15 protein-coding genes and 1 tRNA gene are annotated in these 20,541 nt (G+C 40.3%); 10 read left to right on the forward strand and 6 right to left on the reverse strand.

What is annotated here, in order from left to right; all coding sequences use genetic code 11:
- The first annotated feature begins 114 nt into the window (after positions 1-114).
- Together ACFSKL_RS18720 and ACFSKL_RS18725 are read left to right on the forward strand one after the other, a co-directional pair.
- Positions 115-858, forward strand: coding sequence for a GLPGLI family protein (locus ACFSKL_RS18720; RefSeq protein ID WP_376888276.1), 744 nt, complete (start codon positions 115-117; stop codon positions 856-858).
- Between the two features lie 62 nt (positions 859-920).
- Positions 921-3,737 (forward strand): TonB-dependent receptor family protein, encoded by a 2,817-nt coding sequence (locus ACFSKL_RS18725; protein WP_376888278.1) that lies wholly within the window; start codon positions 921-923, stop codon positions 3,735-3,737.
- 279 nt (positions 3,738-4,016) lie between these two features.
- Here the strand turns inward: ACFSKL_RS18725 and ACFSKL_RS18730 are convergent, their stop codons facing one another.
- Positions 4,017-5,072 (reverse strand): Gfo/Idh/MocA family protein, encoded by a 1,056-nt coding sequence (locus ACFSKL_RS18730; RefSeq protein ID WP_376888280.1) that lies wholly within the window; start codon positions 5,070-5,072, stop codon positions 4,017-4,019.
- 301 nt (positions 5,073-5,373) lie between these two features.
- On the opposite strand from ACFSKL_RS18730, the gene ACFSKL_RS18735 reads away from it, so the two are divergent.
- Both ACFSKL_RS18735 and ACFSKL_RS18740 read left to right on the forward strand, forming a co-directional pair.
- Positions 5,374-5,458, forward strand: a tRNA-Ser gene (locus ACFSKL_RS18735).
- A 159-nt stretch (positions 5,459-5,617) separates the two neighbouring features.
- On the forward strand, positions 5,618-6,292 hold the full coding sequence (locus ACFSKL_RS18740) for a hypothetical protein (RefSeq protein WP_376888282.1): 675 nt from the start codon (positions 5,618-5,620) through the stop codon (positions 6,290-6,292).
- A gap of 47 nt (positions 6,293-6,339) precedes the next feature.
- Here ACFSKL_RS18740 and ACFSKL_RS18745 read toward each other — a convergent pair whose 3' ends face one another.
- On the reverse strand, positions 6,340-7,248 hold the full coding sequence (locus ACFSKL_RS18745; RefSeq protein ID WP_376888283.1) for an ATP-grasp domain-containing protein: 909 nt from the start codon (positions 7,246-7,248) through the stop codon (positions 6,340-6,342).
- A 99-nt stretch (positions 7,249-7,347) separates the two neighbouring features.
- Between ACFSKL_RS18745 and ACFSKL_RS18750 the strand changes: the two genes are divergently transcribed.
- The gene (locus tag ACFSKL_RS18750) at positions 7,348-8,094 is read left to right on the forward strand and encodes a polyprenol monophosphomannose synthase (protein WP_376888285.1); all 747 of its coding nucleotides are present in this window, start codon (positions 7,348-7,350) and stop codon (positions 8,092-8,094) included.
- Here the strand turns inward: ACFSKL_RS18750 and ACFSKL_RS18755 are convergent.
- A complete protein-coding gene (locus tag ACFSKL_RS18755; protein WP_376888287.1) occupies positions 8,081-9,298 on the reverse strand; it encodes an ABC transporter permease in 1,218 nt (405 codons plus the stop codon). The two genes, ACFSKL_RS18750 and ACFSKL_RS18755, sit on opposite strands and share 14 nt — an antisense overlap.
- A gap of 40 nt (positions 9,299-9,338) precedes the next feature.
- Here ACFSKL_RS18755 and ACFSKL_RS18760 point away from each other — a divergent pair, with 40 nt between their 5' ends.
- The gene (locus ACFSKL_RS18760) at positions 9,339-10,550 is read left to right on the forward strand and encodes an exo-beta-N-acetylmuramidase NamZ family protein (RefSeq protein WP_376888288.1); all 1,212 of its coding nucleotides are present in this window, start codon (positions 9,339-9,341) and stop codon (positions 10,548-10,550) included.
- 306 nt (positions 10,551-10,856) lie between these two features.
- Here the strand turns inward: ACFSKL_RS18760 and ACFSKL_RS18765 are convergent, their stop codons facing one another.
- A complete protein-coding gene (locus ACFSKL_RS18765; RefSeq protein ID WP_376888290.1) occupies positions 10,857-13,154 on the reverse strand; it encodes an efflux RND transporter permease subunit in 2,298 nt (765 codons plus the stop codon).
- A 105-nt stretch (positions 13,155-13,259) separates the two neighbouring features.
- On the opposite strand from ACFSKL_RS18765, the gene ACFSKL_RS18770 reads away from it, so the two are divergent.
- The gene (locus tag ACFSKL_RS18770) at positions 13,260-14,054 is read left to right on the forward strand and encodes a thymidylate synthase (RefSeq protein ID WP_376888292.1); all 795 of its coding nucleotides are present in this window, start codon (positions 13,260-13,262) and stop codon (positions 14,052-14,054) included.
- A gap of 45 nt (positions 14,055-14,099) precedes the next feature.
- Here the strand turns inward: ACFSKL_RS18770 and ACFSKL_RS18775 are convergent, their stop codons facing one another.
- Both ACFSKL_RS18775 and ACFSKL_RS18780 read right to left on the reverse strand, forming a co-directional pair.
- Complete coding sequence (locus tag ACFSKL_RS18775) at positions 14,100-15,983, reverse strand: DUF4153 domain-containing protein (RefSeq protein ID WP_376888294.1); 1,884 nt, start codon at positions 15,981-15,983, stop codon at positions 14,100-14,102.
- 9 nt (positions 15,984-15,992) lie between these two features.
- Positions 15,993-16,811 carry an aminotransferase class IV gene (locus tag ACFSKL_RS18780; RefSeq protein ID WP_376888296.1) on the reverse strand — a complete coding sequence of 273 codons (819 nt, stop codon included), beginning with the start codon at positions 16,809-16,811 and terminating at the stop codon, positions 15,993-15,995.
- A 166-nt stretch (positions 16,812-16,977) separates the two neighbouring features.
- On the opposite strand from ACFSKL_RS18780, the gene sdaAB reads away from it, so the two are divergent.
- The 3 genes from sdaAB to ACFSKL_RS18795 are packed head-to-tail and all read left to right on the forward strand — an operon-like array spanning position 16,978 to position 20,312.
- Positions 16,978-17,655 carry an L-serine ammonia-lyase, iron-sulfur-dependent subunit beta gene (gene sdaAB / locus ACFSKL_RS18785; protein ID WP_376888297.1) on the forward strand — a complete coding sequence of 226 codons (678 nt, stop codon included), beginning with the start codon at positions 16,978-16,980 and terminating at the stop codon, positions 17,653-17,655.
- Between the two features lie 3 nt (positions 17,656-17,658).
- Positions 17,659-19,008 carry a TolC family protein gene (locus ACFSKL_RS18790; RefSeq protein ID WP_376888299.1) on the forward strand — a complete coding sequence of 450 codons (1,350 nt, stop codon included), beginning with the start codon at positions 17,659-17,661 and terminating at the stop codon, positions 19,006-19,008.
- An 8-nt stretch (positions 19,009-19,016) separates the two neighbouring features.
- The gene (locus ACFSKL_RS18795; protein ID WP_376888301.1) at positions 19,017-20,312 is read left to right on the forward strand and encodes an efflux RND transporter periplasmic adaptor subunit; all 1,296 of its coding nucleotides are present in this window, start codon (positions 19,017-19,019) and stop codon (positions 20,310-20,312) included.
- Positions 20,313-20,541: the final 229 nt, after the last annotated feature.

The following is a 20,541-nucleotide window of genomic DNA, read 5'->3' on the forward strand; positions in this document are numbered from 1 at the left end:
GCTTTTTTGAAGGTTACTTTCTGTCATTAACCTTAATTAACCTTGTTTCTAGTTTAGTTAACCTATTTGCATTTTTTCCATTTCTACTTTTGGAAAACCAAAAACTCCAAAGCCATGAAAAAATACATTTTAGCAATTCTAATCTGCTCCCTTTGGTCATTTATCAGCCACCAGACCACAGAAGGGGTGATTACCTATAGCACCAAGGTCAACATGCACAAAAGACTCTCTTCTGACAGGGATGAAATGAAAAAGATGATTCCAGAATTCAATGTAACCAAAAACATCCTTCTTTTCAACGAATCGGAAAGCTTGTACAAAAATCTACCTGAAGAAGAAAACCCCTTTGACCAAAGTACGGGAGGCAATAGGATGATGATCAAGACAGTCATGTCCAATGAAACCTACCTTGATAGAAATGAATCCCTGCTCACCCAGCTTAGGGAGTTCATGGGTAAAAAGTACTTAATCAAAAAGGAACTCAACAGAATCCCTTGGAAACTGGAAACCGAATCCAAAGATATCCAGGGTTATGCCTGTAAAAGTGCTTCCTACACTGACGAAAACCAAAGGGAAGTCAAAGCTTGGTACACAGAAGAGATCAGAATTCCACTGGGACCTGAAAGTTATCAGGGACTGCCGGGCTTGATTCTGGAAGTGTCCATCAATGGAGATGATATGGTCATCAGCACTGAAAAAATCGAATGGAGGACCTTGAAGAAAAATGAACTCAAAGCACCAAAAGGCGGACAGGAGGTCAGTGAAGATGAATACCGTGCCATGTTGGAGGAGCAGATGAAAAATATGGGGATGCAGCCACAAGGGCAAGGGGGAGTCAGAATGATTATCAGAAACTAAACCACTCGTCTCAAGGCGAGTGGTTTTACCCCTGATTGGTACATTAACAAAATTCATCAAATATGAATTCAAAACTTTCTTTATCGCTCTTCTTTTTGCTTTTGGCCGGACTCAATTCATACGCCCAAAATACAAGATGGACACTGAGCGGAAACCTGCGGGATGAAAATTCACAGCCACTTTCCTCGGCAACCATTACCCTTTTGGATCTTTCAGATTCCACTTTGCTTACTTTCGGTGTGAGCAATGCCAAGGGGGAGTTTTCAATCTCAAATATCAGGGAAGAAGCTATTTTGATGCAGGTTTCCTTTATGGGTTTTGAGACCATACTTGAAAAAGTCAGCAGGCCTGAAAATTCGCAAAGCCTGAACCTGGGAGTCTTGACTTTGAAAGAAAAAACCGCTGAAATGGATGAATTTACGCTGGAAGACATCGCTCCCATCACCATCAAAAAAGACACCATTGAGTACCATGCAGATGCATTTAAGACACAGCCCAATGCGAATGTAGAGGATCTACTCAAGCGTCTGCCTGGCATAGAGGTAGATCAAGAAGGGAATATCAAAGCCCAGGGGGAAACCGTCAACAGGGTCTTGGTAGATGGAAAAGAGTTTTTCGGAACGGATCCCAAACTAGCTACCAAAAACCTTTTGGCCGAAGCCATCAGTAAGGTGCAGATCCTGGATAGAAAATCTGAGCAAGCACAGTTCACGGGTATAGATGATGGACAAAGGGAAAAAACCATCAACTTAAAACTCAAGGAAGATTTCAAAAAAGGCTTCTTTGGTAACCTCACTGGAGGCTATGGCACAGACAACCGCTACAAACTACAAGGTAGCTTGAACAGGTTTTCCGAAGACCAACAGATTTCATTCTTGGGACTTTCCAATAATATCAATGAGCAGGGATTTTCAATAGATAATTACATCAACTTTCAGGGAGGAGTCGAGAGTTTTGCAAGTGGTGGTATGGTTAGGGTCACAGTTGGAGGGCCTGGAGGAGGAAGTTCCGGCATTCCTTTGAACAGCGGTCAAAGACTCAACGGCATCATGGATAGCCATGCTTACGGGGTTAACCTCAATCAGGATTTCAGTAAGAAAACCCAATTGAGAAGCAGCTATTTCTTCAACCAGCTCAACCATCAGATAAACCAAGATACCGAAAGACTCAATTTTTTCCCATCGGGAGATTTCACTTTCGGTGAGAAAAGCATTCAGGACAACCAATCCAACAACCACAGAATCAACCTTATTGTAGACCACAAGCTCGACAGCCTAAATTCCTTCAGATCCACTACCAATGCACAAATAACCCAAACCAACCGTCAGTCTGGAAGTGAAACAGCCAATAGGGATTTGGAAGGAAATCTGCTCAACCGGGGAAAAAGGTCCAATTTGACTTTTGGTGATGCGTATCAGGGCAATACTGAACTTCTGCTCAGACATAGGTTCAGCAAGCCAGGGAAAACCATTTCAGCTAACCTTATCTTTGGAATCAATGCGAGTGAATATGCAGGAATACTTTATGCTGAAAATGAATTTTTTGGAGAAAACCCTGCTACAGAAATTATTCATCAGGAAAATAAGCAAAAGAATCATGCTTGGAATTACGGAGCCAATATTTCCTATACGGAACCGCTGGGCGGAAGAAAATACTTGGAATTGGTTTATAACTTTAGGCAAAACAGGAGTGATGTGGACATGGAGGTATTTGACAGAGAAGGGGAAGACTTGGTGTTCAACCAAAACTTGAGCAACAAATTCAATACGATTTATACCTACCATAGACCTGGTGCAAACATTTCCTATAATGCCAACAAATACAATTTGGTAGCAGGAATGGCCCTACAGGCAACTTCACTCAATGGGGAATTGCTTCTTTTTGACGAGACGGTCAGCAATAACTTCCAAAACCTCCTGCCGAGTATGCGCATGAACTACAGCTTCAGCAATACAAAAAACCTGATGTTCAACTACCAAACATCAGTCAACGAACCCAGCATAGAACAGTTGCAGCCAGTAATCAACAATACGGATCCACTCAACATTTACGTGGGCAACCCAGGTCTTCGGCCAGCATATACCCATAGATGGCAGGCAAATTACAATAGTTTTGACATGGGAAAATATATCAACCTATTTGCCAGTGCCTTTGTGAACTATACAGAAAATGCCATTGTAAACTCCCAAAGCATAGATGAAAGGCAAGTAAGGACCATTACTCCTGTCAATGTGCACAACAATGTAGTCATTGGGGGAAATCTCAACTTTGGCTTTCCCATCAAACCCCTTAATAGCCGTTTCAACTTTGGCCCCAACATCAATTACAGCAGCGGCTACAACCTGATCAATGAATTGGAGGATCAAATCCAAATCAGCAAGCTTGGGGGAAATGTACGCTGTGACTTCAATTGGAAGGAATTTCTCAACCTTGGACTATCAGCCAATATCAGCAGAGAAAGTACCGGATATGCATTCAACCCACAGCAAAACCAGCTTTTCTTCAACCAAAATTACAATGCGGAACTTGGACTGAACTTCCTACTGAAATATGCTTTTGCCGGAAATTTCAATTACCTGAAATACAACTCCAGCACAACGGATTTCAATGAAACCATTCCCTTGCTCAACCTTTCCTTCAGTCGGTTTATACTCAAAAACAACATGGGGGAAATCAAACTTACAGGCAACAATATCCTCAACCAAAACATCGGTGTAGCCCAAAGGGCAGATATCAACTTTATAGAACAGACAGTCACAAATAATCTGGGGAGATTCATCATGCTAAGCTTCACCTACAAACTCAACAGCAAACTCAATCCTTTGGGCAATATGGGACGGCCAGGGATGGGTATGAGAGGGATGAGGTTTCAGAACTGATGGTCCATTATTATTCCAAAAGCCTAAATGGTAAAATAAGTGACGGGGCTTATTCCCTAATAATTGTTTTAGAGGCTTTTATCTCCTTTGGAGAGCATCCATTAATCTTTAGAAATGGTCTTCCCATAACTTACACCTTTCTGGGTAGACACAAATATTTATTTAAACTAAGATAGACTTATACAATCTTAGATTCAATATAATTTTCAGCTCTATCCATATATAAAAATAAGGTAAACCTTAACCTTCAACTTGACAATATAGGGTGAAGAGTTGCAACTAAAAGTAAATAACTTCACCGGACTGTGCCGACCTTCTTGCCGCATCCAGTATCCGAACCACCATCAGGTTATTATCCAAATCATATAGGCTGTTTTTACTTACCTGTAACCTGCCGCGCACCACATCTGCAAAATAGGAAAAGGGATCTCCGTAAACGCCTAAGTCATCAGCCTTGGCATGAAGTGTCAAAACTTCATCTGAAGTTTTATTTTTAATTTGCATGACAGCATGATCCTGGGTTTTGATAAAACCGGATTCACCATAAACTTCCATATCCTTACGGCCAAAAGGCCAGTTCCAAGAAGCTTGGATAATGCATTGTGCATCCGGATAATTGACAATGATCAATGCATCATCGTCAACATTGGGGTAAATGTGTGGCTTGTACTGACGGGTAGATGCCCATACAGAAACCGGCTGTTGCTCATTCATCAGGTACGTCATGATGTTGGCACCATAACATCCAAAATCTATCAAAGCCCCTCCCCCATTTTGAACAGGATCGGTAAGCCAATCCAAAAACGCTTTGCCTACACCTATTTCCTGTGGCCCTTCATGACCTGTATAGAAAATAGCCTTTCTGATTTTACCTACAAATCCTTCATTCACCAGTTGATAAGTCTTCTCAGTGGTGGGATACCAAGATGTTTCGTAATTGGTGAGTAATAGTATTTGGTGCTTATGGGCCAATTGTACCATTTGCTCTGCATGTTCCAAGTTTGTTGCCAAGGGCTTTTCGACCATGACATGAATCCCCCGTGGGGCACAAGCTTCTACTGCAGCCAAGTGATCGAAAATAGAACCAAAAACAACAACAGCCTCCGGTTTCAACTCGTCCAGCATCCAATCCAAATCCTCATACCAAATTTTCTTTTTCAGCTGATACTTTTCTATATACCCCTTCATTAAAATTTGATCAGGTTCGAATATCCCAACCAATTCAATATCGGACTTCCCTATTCTTTCCAACACCCAAGGAAAGTGCCCATGGGTCGCACCAACTACAGCTAGCCTTAAGGGTTGGTCGTCACCTACCTGCGGTGATTGTGCCATCGCTTGAATTTGGGAGCCACATAAAAGCAGTACAATGGCTAACTTAATCGTATTTAGGTAAAATTTCATGTGTATTCCGGGTCAATCAAAATGTAAATTAACAAGAGCATATGGTCCATCAAATTTTTCATCTAAAATTTTCTAGCAGTAAATCAGGTAATTAAGATTAGAAGATATTTTTTAGGTTGTTAGTATTTGGAATATTAAGGATTCAAGCTACCTTTGCAAACCGTAAGACAAGCAATTGTCTTGGGGATAATAATCAGGTTGGCAGATTCATCTGCCTAACCAACAATTGAATAGAGGAGTGGCAGAGTGGTCGATCGCGGCGGTCTTGAAAACCGTTGTACCGTGAGGTACCGGGGGTTCGAATCCCTCCTCCTCTGCATACAGACCCTGTAATTAACTTTAAACCAGTTACTTGCAGGGTTTTTTCTTTTTGATAGTCACAAAAGCTTTAGTACTTTCCAAAATATTTTTCCAAATCCAATGTTTAGTTATCTTATTTGGGGAAATTTTCAGACGCATATATTCCAGCCCCTTGTATGAAACAAACATTTTCCCTGTCCGTGACTCTCATACTTCTATTATCCTTGGGATCTTGCGCTACAAACAAATTCAGGTCCGCTGAGGTTAGCCCATCAGAAATAACAGATTTGCGGATTTTCAAACCCATATCATTTATAGAAGGAATCAACAAAGGAAACAAAGCTGAACTAAGTGACAGCCTTTCTTTCTATTCCAGTGTGCTGTGGGTAGATGTACTAAAACAAAATGATTTCAGAATCCCACTGGGCAAGGAAATAGAAATTGATGATCCCTATTTTAATACTGAACTTGAAAAACAAACAATCCGGTTTTTTGACCAGTTAATCATGGCAGGAAACGTTGGAAATGTAGAAGTCCCCCCATTGGTGGTTGCTGTTTTGGATGATGAAAAAAATAGGTTCGGCCTTTTGACAATACATGCTGGATTTACAAGAAGAAAAGGGAACTACGGTGGACAAGTGGCAAAAGCCGTTGGAATCGGGATACTTACTTTGGGAATGTATGCGCCTGTACCGACAAAAGCCAACTCTTCAGTATTCGTCGCTATCATAGACAACAGTACTTCAAAAACAATATTCTATAACCGATCCATTTTGACCGATAAAGAACCTTTGGACCCAAAAGTTTTGGACAAGCAAATCAATAAACTGTTCAAACGCTATTTTTGGTAAAAGGGCATATTGTTTTATTGCTGATTATTGTAAGAACCTGAGTTCGATCATGACCCAAATCTTTCAAATTGATGACAAATCATCTGTTCCAAAGCTTTTTTGTAATTCTGCACTGCCACAGAGGAAGTAAAGAGAAATAAATAAGGCTCTATCAGTTCCAATTCCATCAACAAAAAATCCCCTCCCCTCCAAACACCATCTACCCTTGCATAGAGTGTGTCTTTCGCATACGAATCAACCAATGACTGAAGGTATTGCAGTTCCATTTCGGTGGGCTGGATATTTCCGATCTTCCCGCCATAAAAGTGCTGAACACGATAATCCCCATTTTTGGCACTTTTCAAAACAGCATGGGAAAACTCACCCCTAAAAAATATGTAGGAGTACTCCCCCACTTCGACGATCTCATCAACAAAAGGCTGAACCATAAAGGACTCATCCCCCTTCAGTTTGTCCAACTTACAACCTATCTCCTCCCAGTTATCTCTGTTGATTTTGAATGTGTTTTTTGCCCCTCCACTTATCGTAGGCTTGATCACCAGTTGCTCTGCGTCAAACAATTCAAAACAGCTTTCCAACTGTGCCTTAACCCCTCCATTTTCAAGGAAAAATGTCTTCACGATTGAATATCCAGCCAATTCTATCTCTTTTAGATAGCGTTTGTCAGAATTCCACAATACTGTCGTCACAGAGTTAACCAAGGGGATGTTCAGAGATGATATTTTCTCACACCACATTTTAAACTCTTTATACCTATCAAAATAATCCCAAGGGGATTTCAATAAAAGCAGATCATATTGGCTCCAATCTACTGCACTGTCAGACCAGACTTCAAATCTGTAGAATATATCCAGTTGATCGAGTATATTTCCCAGCAATTCATCTTCATCCGCTACATCTTGTGTATTGTATGAACCTCTTGCTTCATAAGTAATTACAGCTATTTTGGGTTTCATATGAAAATTATTGATCAAATTATACATCGAAATTATATCATTTTATCTGTTTTTCGTTAATTAAACGACCAATTAATCCTATTTTTGGGGCTTGCCTATATGAAAAAAGAAAAACTAGTCATCATCCCTACCTACAATGAAAAGGAAAACATCCTGGACATGGTTCATGCTGTCATGAATCTGGAAGGTGATTTTCAACTTTTGGTCATTGACGACAACTCTCCGGACGGGACTGCACTGATAGTCACCAAACTACAAAATGTATATCCGGACCGACTCCATTTACTTCAAAGAAGCGGAAAACTGGGGCTGGGGACTGCATATATTGAAGGCTTCAAGTACGCTATTGAGAAAGGTTACCAATATATTTTCGAAATGGACGCTGATTTTTCCCACAACCCAGAAGACTTGGTAAAACTTTATAATGCCTGCGCCACCGATGGCAATGATATGGCCATAGGCTCTAGATACATCACGGGTGTCAATGTAGTCAATTGGCCTATGGGAAGGGTCTTGATGTCATTTTTCGCAAGTAAATACGTTCAGTTCATCACAGGGCTCCCCATCAAGGACACCACTGCCGGCTTCAAATGTTACGCTATCGATGTACTGAAGGCAATGGACCTGGACAAAATCAAATTTATTGGCTATGCCTTTCAGATCGAAATGAAATTCACTGCATGGAAACTTGGTTTCAAAATCGTAGAGGTACCAATTATTTTCACAGACAGGACAAAAGGGACTTCGAAAATGAGCAGGGGGATCTTCAAAGAAGCTGTCTTAGGTGTACTTTATATGAAAATCAGAAGCCTTTTCAAAACCTTCAAACCTGCTAATCAAACTTGATCGATTTGATGGGCTTGATGTTGCTGATAAGCATCGCAGGAATGAATAACACCAAAGTAGTCACCAACAATACCACCAGATTCAAAACAATAAATACAGGCCAATTCCAATGGATGGGAACAAAACCCATGTAATAGTTTTCGGGGTCCAGCGGGATAATCCTAAACCGATCCTGAAGCCATCCAAAACCAAGTCCGATGGCATTTCCCAACAAGAGCCCCCTCCCTATTATCCTCACCCCATTCCAAACAAAAACCCTTCTAATCTGGGCATTTTTTGCACCAACCGCCTTAAGTATCCCAATCATTTGTGTTCGCTCCATGATGAGGATAAACAATATAGAGACCATATTAAAAGCCGCCACAAACAGGATCAAAGTAAGAAATACATAAACGTTGTTGTTCAGCAAATGAAGCCAATCAAATATCTCCATGTATTTTTCGGTCACTTTCACCAACTTCAGGTCAAAGTCCATAAAATCATATAGTGGTTCAGAGTAAGCATTCATTCTTTTTGGATCGTCCACAAAAATCTCATAGCCACCGACTTGATCATCTGACCAGCCATTGAGGTTTCTGATCGTTTGGATATCCCCAATCAGGATTTTATCATCGAAATTTTCCAAAAACGTCTCATAAATCCCAACTATTTTCAATCTTCTGTACCTTGGTGGTTCTTGGACAAAATACATGGTTACCTGATCTTCCAAATTTAGAAGCAATTTGTTTGCTATCTTTTTGCTCAGCACAATCTCATTGCTTGCCGAAGAGTCGGAAAACTGGATAAACCGTCCTTGGATGATCGAAGACTTGAAACTCAGGGAATCAAAATCCGGTCCCACCCCTTTCATCAATACACCTTCGACTTCTTCATCACCTTTCAACAACCCTGGTTTGTGGGCAAAGACCTGAATATGATCGATGAAATCCAAATCTTTATGGTTTCTGAAAAATTCGGAATCAGTAGAAATCGGAGACTCTTCAAACGCATTTCCGGAAACAAACTTCAAGCCCTGAAAATGGCCAGTAAAAGAAAAAACCTTATTGGAAATCTCGTTTTGAAATCCACCAAGTATCATAAATGAAATCATGGTAATCGCCAAGCCTATAGCGACACTGGCTACAGCGATCCGATGAATCGTACCAGTGAAACCTCCGGTTCTCTTAAAACTGATTCTTTTGGCAATGAAATAGGATATATTCAATGAAAGTTTTTATTTTGATGGAAATCTAGCGCAAATTAACATGAAGCAATTGAAAATAGTACTTCTAATCTCATTTTTACTTCAAAGCTTTGCTTTTTGCAAAAGTCCCGAGACAAAAAAAGAACAAACTACCCCAGAAATAAGCGAAAAACAGCCAGACAATATTTTGCCGGGTGCAGACCGACCAGAAGAGTACCTATCCTTGCTTGAAGGCAAAAAAATAGGCCTGGTAGTAAACCAAACGAGTATCCTTACTTCAAAAAACAATATCCACCTGGTGGACTACCTGATGATGGAGGGGATAGATGTTGTCAAAGTTTTTGTCCCTGAACATGGATTTAGGGGTGATGCAGATGCCGGGGAGGTGGTAAACAATGAGGTAGATAGCAGAACAGGATTGCCAATAGAGTCTCTTTATGGGAACAATAAAAAGCCATCTGCAGCTTCCCTCAAAGGATTAGATATGATCATCTATGACCTACAGGATGTAGGATTACGTTTTTACACTTATATCAGCACCATGCATTACGTCATGGAAAGTGCTGCCGAGAACCAAGTCCCCTTGTTGATTTTGGATAGGCCAAACCCGAATGGCGAATACATCGATGGCCCTGTCTTAAAAAAGGGGTTTGAAAGTTTTGTGGGCATGCATCCAATCCCCGTGGTCCATGGACTCACAGTAGCTGAGCTTGCCAATATGATCAACGGTGAAGGCTGGCTGAAGAACAAGGTAAAAGCAGACATCAAAATCATTGAAGTAGCGAACTGGACAAAGGAAACCCCGTACAACCTTCCTGTGAAACCCTCTCCCAACCTCCCTAACGATTTGTCGATCAGACTATACCCTTCCCTTTGCTTTTTTGAGGGCACTGACATCTCGGTAGGCAGGGGAACATACTTCCCTTTTCAAGTATATGGATATCCGGACAAAAAATTCGGGGAATTTTCATTCAAACCAGTCAGTATCGATGGGATGTCCAAAAATCCTCCACACCAGAATAAAGTATGTTATGGAAAAGATTTGAGAGAGGAAGCACTCACCCATCAATTTACCCTGGAATACCTGATTGATGCGTACCAAACTTCGGGGAAGAAAGAAAAGTTCTTCAACAATTTCTTTGACAAACTAGCAGGCACCGATCAGCTCAGAAAAGATATCCTAGCCGGAAAACCAACCGAAGAAATCAAAGAATCCTGGCAATCAGACTTGGAGAAATTCAAAGAACAAAGCAAGCCGTATTTGCTTTATTGAGATATGGGATGCTCATAAAAAAGAGACAAGACACAAAGCACCGAAATGCCTGTCCCGAGAATACCGGGAGGCTATTGCTAACTATTCAGTATTCAAGGGACGCAATGAAAAAGTGCCAAGAACCTAAGATAAAACAAGGTTTGGTCTCTGGGATCTATTGACCCAAGGTTAACGCAAAGTGTTTTTCATCAGCAACCATCCGCCAAATCAGCATCATCAGTGTTCCATAAATCATGCGGTAAGGAATAAAAAATAGATTTTACAGATGTTTTTTGCATTACCAACCTAAAACTATATCCTACAAAATCATAAATCCCCCCATCCTTTTCTCCCTTCACCTTTTCTCTCCTTCTTTTTTTCCCAAACCCGCTGCATAGGCAACAGTAATATCGGCAACAACATCAAATCTGCCAATACCGCAAATACAAGCGCCAAGCTAATCAGAAGTCCAGTATAGAAAGTTACACCAAATTCACTGAAAGTCAAGACCAAAAACCCTGAAACCAAGACAATAGAAGTCATGACAATCGCTTTCCCTGTCTCCAAATAGGTTCTCTTGAGTGCATAGAGCATACTTCTTCCCTTCTTGAGCTCGGTTTGGAGTTTGGTCATAAAATGAATGCTATCATCGACCGCAATCCCAAACGCAACTGTGAATATCACGGCAGTTGTCAGTTTGAGATCAATATCAAGCAGCCACATCACCCCACACATCCACAACAGGGGCAGGACATTTGGCAATAAAATCAAAAAAGAAACCCTCCAAGAACGAAACAAAAAACCAGCTATCAAACCCACCAAAACAATCGCTACACCCAAGCCTTTTGTCATCTGGTCTGAAATCGTCACATGGCTTTTGTCGATCAAATTCGATGTACCTGTAAGCTTTACCTGTAGAAGGTTGCCGTTAATTTCATTTTCAACAAACAATCCCATCGCTTTGTTGAGCTGTGAACTTCTAAAACTTCCAATATCAGCTGTCCTGGTAGACAGGCGGGCTTGCAGCAGGTCTTCTGAGATCAAAGCGTAGCCAGCTTTTGCCAAGGCTTGGCCTAGGTAGGGTTTCAACCTTTGGTACTGGCCTCCGGATGGCATGGTGAAAGCTTTGGCATTCCCAGAATTTTGTGCTTGATTGAGTACTTTCACAAGGGAAAGAGGTGAAACGATCGCTCCTGTTTCGTATTCCTTCCGAACGTAAGCTTCAAGTTTGTCTATTTCCTTCAAAACCTCATATTGGAAAATATTTTCCGACGAATCGCCAACTTCCAAAAAGAATTCCAGAGGTTTTGAACCCCCAAATTCCTGATCGAAAAACTCAAATTCCTGCACCAATTCATGCTCTCTTGGCAGGTTGTCCAATAGATAGCCATTGACCTTCAAATTGGCAAGGGCTATAATTGATAATGCAGAAATAACTGTAAATGAAGACAAAACCAATACTTGATGTTGAAGAATCCACCGAAAAGATTTGGCTAAAGCGTGTTGCCAAAACTCATTGTAGCGATTGCTTTTTGAAACTTCCAAAGGACTGAGTAAATACAACAAACCGGGAGTGATCAATACAACTGCCACAAACATGACCATCACCCCCAAGGCAGTGTAGACCCCAAACAATTTCAAGCTTATCGCACTGGTAAAATACAAGGTGGAAAAACCCAAGGCTGTTGTCAAACAAGTGAGGAATATGGCTAGAAACAGATTTTTAAAGGTCGATTTTATTGCCTCATCCTTGGTCAATCCAGAGCGGAGTTTTTGAAGATACAGTGTCATGTAATGAACCAAAGCACTCAGGCCAATCACCAGCAAAATAGTCGGCTGCATCACTGACATCACATCAAGTGCCTTTCCACTCAACAGCATGATAGCTATCGTCCAGGCTATCCCAAATAGCAGTACAACAAGTGGCAACAAAACTCCCCACCAAGTCCTGAATATCAAAAACAAAAGGAGCATGATCAAGACAATGGAAATAGATAGAAAAAAAGCGAATTCCCCTTGGAGCAAATCCACAAACTCCCCCTGTGCTTTGATTTTTCCCGCAGCATAATATTTGTCAAAATCCGCATCCGTGAGTATCTTTTTCACTTCTTGGAACAAAAAATCACCATCTTCTTTAGATATCATTTGTTGATTTTTCAATATCAACAACAGATATTCTCCATCCCCACTGATCAAATTCCCAGTATACTGTGGATGGGATTTTAATTTCTGCTTTGATTTTTGAAGTTTCCCGTCATTTTCCCACTCCAAAACCGGAAGATACCTCATGCCAAAAACATTGAGTACAGGTTCCTGAAAGGTCAATAACGATAGGACGCTTTCGACAAATTCCAGCGAATCCAATTTGTGCTGAACCTGCAATGCCTTTTCCAAAAAACCAATGTCAAATATCCCCTCTTTCCTTCCCAATGCGATCAGAAGGTAATCGTTGTCATTCTCAAACTTTTCCCTAAAACCTTGATAAAAAGTAAGTTCTTCATCTTCCTGGGGGAAAAATTGCTCAAAATCATAATCAAATACTGCTTGCGGACGAAACAAAGCCAAGGCAATACTGATCATTATGGCTATTGCCAGTCCCCATAAAGAAGCTTTTCTTTCAAACATATTTCCCATTAAATGACATCGTCAAAGATATAAACCATAAATTCACCTTTCTGATTATTTAGAATCTTTTTATCTTGCCAACTTCTAATAAACACGATCCCAAAAATGAAGCAATACCACGATTTGATGAGACATATTTTGGACAATGGAGTCCAAAAAGGAGACAGAACCGGTACTGGAACAATCAGTGTATTTGGTTACCAGATGAGATTTGACCTCAAAGAAGGTTTTCCATTGGTCACTACAAAAAAATGTCATCTCCGATCTATCATCATCGAACTGCTATGGTTTCTCAATGGCGATTCGAACATCAAATACCTCAATGACAACAAAGTCAGCATCTGGAATGAATGGGCTGACGAAAATGGAGACCTTGGTCCGGTCTATGGCTATCAGTGGAGACATTGGCCTGATGGCAAAGGTGGTGAAATCGATCAAATCAAAAACCTGATCCACCAGATCAAAACCAAACCGGATAGCAGAAGGCACATTGTAAGTGCGTGGAATGTCGCAGATGTGGACAATATGGCACTTCCCCCTTGTCATACTATTTTCCAATTCTATGTAGCTGAAGGCAAGCTCTCTTGCCAACTTTACCAAAGAAGTGCAGATGTTTTTCTTGGTGTGCCATTCAACATTGCATCTTACGCACTATTCACCATGATGGTAGCTCAAGTCTGTGGTTTAGAGTTGGGTGAGTTTATCCATACTTTTGGTGATGCACATTTATACAGCAACCATTTGGAGCAAACACAACTTCAACTTTCCCGTGAATGCAGGCCACTGCCGACCATGAAAATCAATCCGGAAGTGAAGGATATCTTCTCCTTTAAGTTTGAAGACTTTGAGCTCGTAGGATATGATCCCCATCCACATATCAAAGCTGCTGTTGCAGTATGATCGAAGGATTTAGGCATTGAATGAAGGGTATGCTGTACCCTTCATTCAATGTTTTTTCTTTTTTACCAAAATCTCATATTGTGGATAGAAATATACATTTTCAAAATCCCACCTATCTTCATTTTTCTCTTGTGAATAATTGGCTGAAAATCTTATCTCGTAGAATAAAACAGTAAATTCATAAGCGCCTAGACTAAATTCATATTCTATATCTTCTTCAAATTCACTTATCCCCGTTTTTTCTGCATTTGACTTGGACTCATAGATTTGTTTTAAGTCATCAATCATGTCATATTTGCCAATTGACATTCCATTTTCATCGATCAGATTGAACAGCAATTTTTTAGGTTCAACACCCCCCCAATGGTTCTGGCTTATTTCGAGGACTTCATTTCCAATTTCCAAGCTGTGTTCTTGAAAAGTGGCAATTGAACTATATACAAAATCATATTCACTGACATCCAAAAACCTGGATTTTTTATATTGCTTTGATTGGATGGTTATTTCGAAAATTTCATAATACCTATCATCCAGAATCACATTTTTGAATTCTTTTTTGAAATCATAAGTGTTCGAATACTGATACTTAAAAATCGAATCTGATGAAGTTCCTTCCAAATAAACATCCAGAAATTCAGCTTGGCCATTTTTGTGCAGGTAAAAAGCAATGCTACTCAATTGATCTGCCTTATTGCTCTCTATTTCTTTTTCAAAATCGATCTTATTGTTTTCTACTATCCCAAACTTCTCTATCAATTCTACAAACTGATTTTTCTGGCTTCTCTTCGACACACTGAATGCATTCAAATAGGGAAAAGAAATGCTGATCAGTCCAAAAAGAAACAAACTAATGGGGATTGTTTTGATTGATGGTTTTTTGAAAAGTATAAAATAAAGTGCAATCACCGTAATCCACAAAGCGATGATCAAGACAAAATACCGATTGGGGGTGACACCATATTCAAATATCCTGGTGAAAATGGCCACAAACAACAAAATCAGAAACGGAAGCAATGAGTAATAAAAAATCCTGTCAAACCATCGTACCCAAGCCTTGGCAGTTTGCTTGGAAAGTGGGAATATCAGCAAAAGAGACACAAATCCCAAAAAACTATATGCGATTACCATGTAACTCACCCAGCCTTGTGGAAGAGACCATCCTATCAAAATCTTGGCTCCATAAGCATACAAGATCGCTGCATAAATCAACAACAAGGGAATGATAATGTATTGTACAAAAAACTTTTGTGCTACTGGCACCAACTGATCATTGACCATACCTTTGAAACCATCCAATGCAAAAATCAGAAAGACAAAGCAGGATCCAAAAATGCTCGAAATGAATGTCACGTATAAATAAAGTTTCCCATTGCCAAATCTCAGATTGAACAGGTTCTCAACTGCTGCGATCGCCAAAAGCAACCCCGCAGTAAGCACCCCTACAAACAAGACAGTCTGTGCCAAGTTTGTAAAAAGGGATTTGTTGTAGCTCCAGAAACCCATTTCACCATTCCGGTGAAACAAAAATGGCAAAAAAGAAACAGCCAAGTGATGTAAAATCCCAACCACAAACATCAGTGTCAAATGGTAGGAAGTATATGCTCGATGGTCGTCGGGAAACAAAAAATAATACCCAACAACGATCAATACGGAAATCGGAGCTAGCCATTTCCATTTTTTGATTTCATGGAGCATTGACAAAGCAAATGAAAGGGAAATCCCCAAAAGGGAAATTATGGTCAGCTTGATAAAAGGAGCTTCTTTTAACACTGGAAACTTCTGAAGCAAAAGAGAGCTGCTTTGATAGTCTGTAATCTCCGAAGATAGAATCGCAAAGATTGTTGCCAATAATGCAAAGGCGATGGTAACGGGGTATTTTTTGAATACCTTTCCAAAGTTCTGATAAAGGTGTGCTATTTTTTGTCTCATGGGTAAAATTTAAAAATCAAAAAGTTCATTCAAATAACTATATGTATGTTGTCCAAGCTTTTTGCCTTCCAAATATGACAAGTAACTGATCCCGGCCACATTGCTCACAAAGACAGCATCTGCTTGATACAATTCTCCTATTCCAAAATATCCTTCCCTTATCTCCACTCCTTTATTTTCCAAATATTCCAAAATCGCCCTTCTAGCAACTCCCGCTATGCACCCTGTCGCAAGTGTAGGTGTATAAAAAACACCGGATTTGGTCCAGAATAAATTGGAAGCACCCGCTTCTGCCACAAAACCCTTTGCAGTCAACAGCAGCACTTCATCCATTCCCATCAATGCCCTATCCCTATTGGCGATCACATAAGTCAAGGCATTCAAAGTCTTGCAATGACTCCAAGGAGAATGGTTCAAAACAATCTCGGGATGCACATAAGCAGATTGCTTGACACTTGGTGCTGGCAGAAATTCTTGGATATGGAGCGTTTCCTCAATGTCATCAGATTGGGGAGTATATTTTCCTTTCCCAGCCCGATAGACATTCCAACGAATCCTTAATACCTTGCGCTCTCCATATTTTTCTCTTATGGCATGGCTAATCTGATCCATTGACGATAGGTTTTCAGTCGACAGTCCCAGGACCCTACATCCTTCCACCAATCTTTCAAAATGCATTTCAGCAAATCTAATATTGCCTTTTATATAGACCATTGTCTCAAACAATCCATCAGCAAAAAGAAATGCTCGGTTGGAAACCTTCCCATCCAATGTCACCCATTCGGACAGTTTATCCTTTTCCCAAGAGATTGTATCATTTTCGGTCATACAAATGTGCGTTATCGTACAAAATAAATTTCTGAAATTTAAACTTACCGTTAAAATTAATTAAATATTCAATATTTCTAGCCAATTTGGGCTCACTATACTTTATTTACGTGATCTCAATGAATTAAAGTATTATTTTAGCACAATAATTGAAAATCTAATTATTATGGGTGGTAAAAGCAGTGTTTTTGATATGATCGGTCCAGTGATGATAGGACCTTCTTCTTCCCATACAGCCGGTGTGGTCAGAATCGCCAGGGCAGCCATCAGAGTTCTTGGAGGGAAGCCGGATCATGCCGACATCACATTTTATAATTCTTTTGCAAGAACTTATGAGGGGCATGGAAGTGACAAAGCCATCATTGGAGGCTTGATGGATTTCAAAACTGACGATGCCAAAATCAAACAGGCATTTGAAATCGCAGAGGAGAGCGGGCTTACATACGTCTTCAAATCCATTGGAAATGCATCGGTATACCATCCCAACACCATTAAACTCAACCTTATCAAAGGTGAGAAAAAGGTGGAAGTAATTGGTGAAAGCTTGGGCGGAGGTTTGATTAACATATCCTTTGTTGATGGATTCATAGCTGATTTTTCAGCACAGTCCCATACATTGATCATCAAAGCCAATGATGTTTCGGGAGCCATTGCATTTATTTCCAGTGTCATCGCTCAGGAACAGGCAAATATCGCAACAATGTCTGTTTCCAGAAAGGGCAAAAATGACCAAGCATGCCATGTAATCGAAATGGACTCAGGGCTTCAACCCATTACAATTGAATATTTGAAAAGCTTACCTTGGATCAAAGAAATCATATACATACCTGATATTGACTTATAAAGAATGAAAAACAAATACACTTTAGGCTTATTGCTTTCCTTTTTTTTATCAAATTTTGAATTAAAAGCCCAGGACAGTAATTACAATTCATTAGATCTTCAATCATGTATTGAGATTGCCCTAGAAAACAACCTGACATTAAAAAGAAGTGAAGTCAACCTGGCTATCAGTGAAGCGACACTATTGGAGAGCCAAGGTCAGAGGCTACCTTCATTGTCTGCAGGTGGAAGTTCGGGATACAGGTGGGGACGTTCAATCAACCCTGTTACCAACCTTTTTGAAACAAATAGAATTGGTAATGTCAACCTTTCTGCAAACACAAACTTGACTGTTTTTGCTGGTCAACAGATCAACAATTCCATCAAACAGGCAAAAACAAACATTGAGGTCAGTAGATTAAATGTAAAAACTACTGAGAACAATATCACCCTGAATGTGATCAACCTCTTTATCAATGTAATCTTCTCTGAAGAACAATTAAAGATTGCCAAAAACCAGTTGGCCTCCACCAAAGAACAGCTTACCAACACCACAAAGCTTGTAGATGCAGGTTCCTTGCCTTTGGCAAACAAACTGGATTTACAAGCGCAAGATGCTACCAATGAATTGGAAGTATTGAATGCCGAGAATTCACTGCGCGGTGCCAAACTGAACCTGCTGCAAGCTATGCAATTGCCATTTGACCCAAGCTTCAAAGTAATCGCACCAGATCTCTCAGTTGATAATATTGCCCTCTCGGGACAAAGTGTCAATGAAATCTATAATCTATCCAAAGAAATCCTGCCGCAAATACAGGCAGCAGAACTTGCTGTAGAAAGTGCCGAGTATGGAGTCCGAGCTGCGAAAGGAGCTTTTTACCCAACCTTGGGAGTTGGTGCAAACTTGTTTTCAAATTATGTTGACAGAACGACACCTGGATTTGACAGGCCTGAATTCATAACCCAAATTGAAAACAACCTTTCCCAAGCAGCGAACATCAGTTTGAATATCCCAATTTTCTCCAACTTTAGGAATAGATCTTCCCTTCAAAGGGCCAGACTTCAAAAGAACCTAAGTGAGATCACTGCTTTTGAAACAAAAAATGAATTGAGGCAGGATATTGAAGTGGCATTTACCAATGCAATCGCTTCCGATCAGGCATATAGATCCTCATTGGTACGGGTAGCTGCCTTGGAAGAGTCTTTTAGAATTGCCAAGCAAAGATTTGATGCTGGTGCTATTAATTTTGCCGACTACCAATTGGCACAAAACAACCTGTTCAATGCGCAAGCTGATTTGGTAACAGCAAAATACACATACATCTTTAGGGTAAAAGTTCTGGATTTTTATCTCGGTAATCCGCTTAATTTATAATCAATATCATGGCAAAGAAAAAATCAAACAAATTCCTCTATATCCTTTTGGGGATAGTCGGAACACTTATAGTTTTCGCAATCATTGGAAAGTCTGCCGGTTGGATTGGTGGAGAAAAAGAAGTGGCAGTAGAGACCACCATCGCCAAGAAAACAAGCATTATCGAAAAAGTGTCTGCCTCTGGAGTCATCGAGCCTGAAATCGAAGTCAAACTTAGCCCAGATGTGGCAGGTGAGATCATCGAACTCAATGTCATGGAAGGTGATTCTGTAAAAGTGGGAGACCTGCTTGTAAAAATAAGGCCTGACAATTTCATTTCTGCATTGGATAGGGCTAAGGCCAACCTCAATCAGCAAATGGCTAACCTTGCACAGTCCCAGGCCAACCTAAAGAGAGCTGAAGCACAATTCACAAGGGCAGATTTGGATTATAAAAGGAATGAAAAGCTCTACAATGACAAGGTGATTTCAGATTCAGATTGGGAATTGGCCCAATCAAATTTCTTGACCGCACAAAATGATCTTGAAGCAGCAAAACAAACAGTTCTGGGTGCAGAATACATCATCAAAAGTTCCCAAGCCACTGTCAATGAAGCCAATGAAAACCTTCGCTTGACAAATGTCTATTCACCTGTTAACGGTACAGTGTCTAAACTACTGGTTGAAAAAGGAGAAAGGGTTGTTGGAACACAACAAATGGCAGGTACTGAAATGCTTCGTCTCGCCGACCTGAGCAAAATGGAAGTACGGGTGAATGTCAATGAAAATGACATCATCAGAATTAGCTTGGGGGATACCACTTTGATAGATGTGGATTCTTATGCATCTGTAGCCAAAAAATTCAAGGGTGTCGTTACTTCTATAGCAAACTCAGCAAATACCAAGGCAAGTATTGATGCTGTCACTGAATTTGAGGTTAAAATCAGGATATTGAACGATTCCTATGCCGAGTTGGTAACCGAGAAAAACAGGTTTCCATTCCGGCCAGGGATGACTGCAAGTGTTGACATCATCACCCAGAAAAAAACAGGTGTACTTTCAGTGCCTTTGGCTGCTGTGACTACCAGGGAAGACCAAAAGATTGAAAGTGCAGATGGAACGACAAAACTGAAAGAACTGATCTATATCGTCGAAAATGGGAAAGCGGTACAAAAAGAAATAAAAACCGGAATTTCTGATTTTGACAACATTGAAATCCTAGAGGGAGTCAATGAAGGGGATGAGCTTGTATCAGGACCGTATTTTGTAATCAGCAAACAGTTGAAAGACAATGATTTATTGAAAGTCACCAAAAAGACGGAATAAGAAAGAATAATTTTGATTTAATTACAAAAAAGGAGATTCAGCTTGTGTCTGAATCTCCTTTTTTGTTTGGAGTTTCAGATTTCAGGGCTACGCCCCCCTTTGTACTGCCTGACTTTGTTCTTCTATGAAGATCACAGGGCTACGCCCCTGACAATAGATTATCAATGATCCCTATTGAAATCAATAAAAAACTGGGGCCAGGGTCCACATATCTTCGTAGAAAAATTTG

It is taken from the genome of Belliella marina, assembly GCF_042682445.1.
GTDB lineage: Bacteria > Bacteroidota > Bacteroidia > Cytophagales > Cyclobacteriaceae > Belliella > Belliella marina.

Bases quoted from the DNA above. Each gene is read 5' to 3' on its own strand.
- ACFSKL_RS18790 (WP_376888299.1), top strand. From the start codon at position 17,659: ATGAAAAACAAATACACTTTAGGCTTATTGCTTTCCTTTTTTTTATCA.
- ACFSKL_RS18725 (WP_376888278.1), top strand. From the start codon at position 921: ATGAATTCAAAACTTTCTTTATCGCTCTTCTTTTTGCTTTTGGCCGGA.
- ACFSKL_RS18770 (WP_376888292.1), top strand. From the start codon at position 13,260: ATGAAGCAATACCACGATTTGATGAGACATATTTTGGACAATGGAGTC.
- ACFSKL_RS18740 (WP_376888282.1), top strand. From the start codon at position 5,618: ATGAAACAAACATTTTCCCTGTCCGTGACTCTCATACTTCTATTATCC.
- ACFSKL_RS18765 (WP_376888290.1), bottom strand. From the start codon at position 13,154: ATGTTTGAAAGAAAAGCTTCTTTATGGGGACTGGCAATAGCCATAATG.
- ACFSKL_RS18775 (WP_376888294.1), bottom strand. From the start codon at position 15,983: ATGAGACAAAAAATAGCACACCTTTATCAGAACTTTGGAAAGGTATTC.
- ACFSKL_RS18795 (WP_376888301.1), top strand. From the start codon at position 19,017: ATGGCAAAGAAAAAATCAAACAAATTCCTCTATATCCTTTTGGGGATA.
- sdaAB (WP_376888297.1), top strand. From the start codon at position 16,978: ATGGGTGGTAAAAGCAGTGTTTTTGATATGATCGGTCCAGTGATGATA.
- ACFSKL_RS18720 (WP_376888276.1), top strand. From the start codon at position 115: ATGAAAAAATACATTTTAGCAATTCTAATCTGCTCCCTTTGGTCATTT.
- ACFSKL_RS18760 (WP_376888288.1), top strand. From the start codon at position 9,339: ATGAAGCAATTGAAAATAGTACTTCTAATCTCATTTTTACTTCAAAGC.
- ACFSKL_RS18750 (WP_376888285.1), top strand. From the start codon at position 7,348: ATGAAAAAAGAAAAACTAGTCATCATCCCTACCTACAATGAAAAGGAA.
- ACFSKL_RS18780 (WP_376888296.1), bottom strand. From the start codon at position 16,811: ATGACCGAAAATGATACAATCTCTTGGGAAAAGGATAAACTGTCCGAA.
- ACFSKL_RS18730 (WP_376888280.1), bottom strand. From the start codon at position 5,072: ATGGCACAATCACCGCAGGTAGGTGACGACCAACCCTTAAGGCTAGCT.
- ACFSKL_RS18745 (WP_376888283.1), bottom strand. From the start codon at position 7,248: ATGAAACCCAAAATAGCTGTAATTACTTATGAAGCAAGAGGTTCATAC.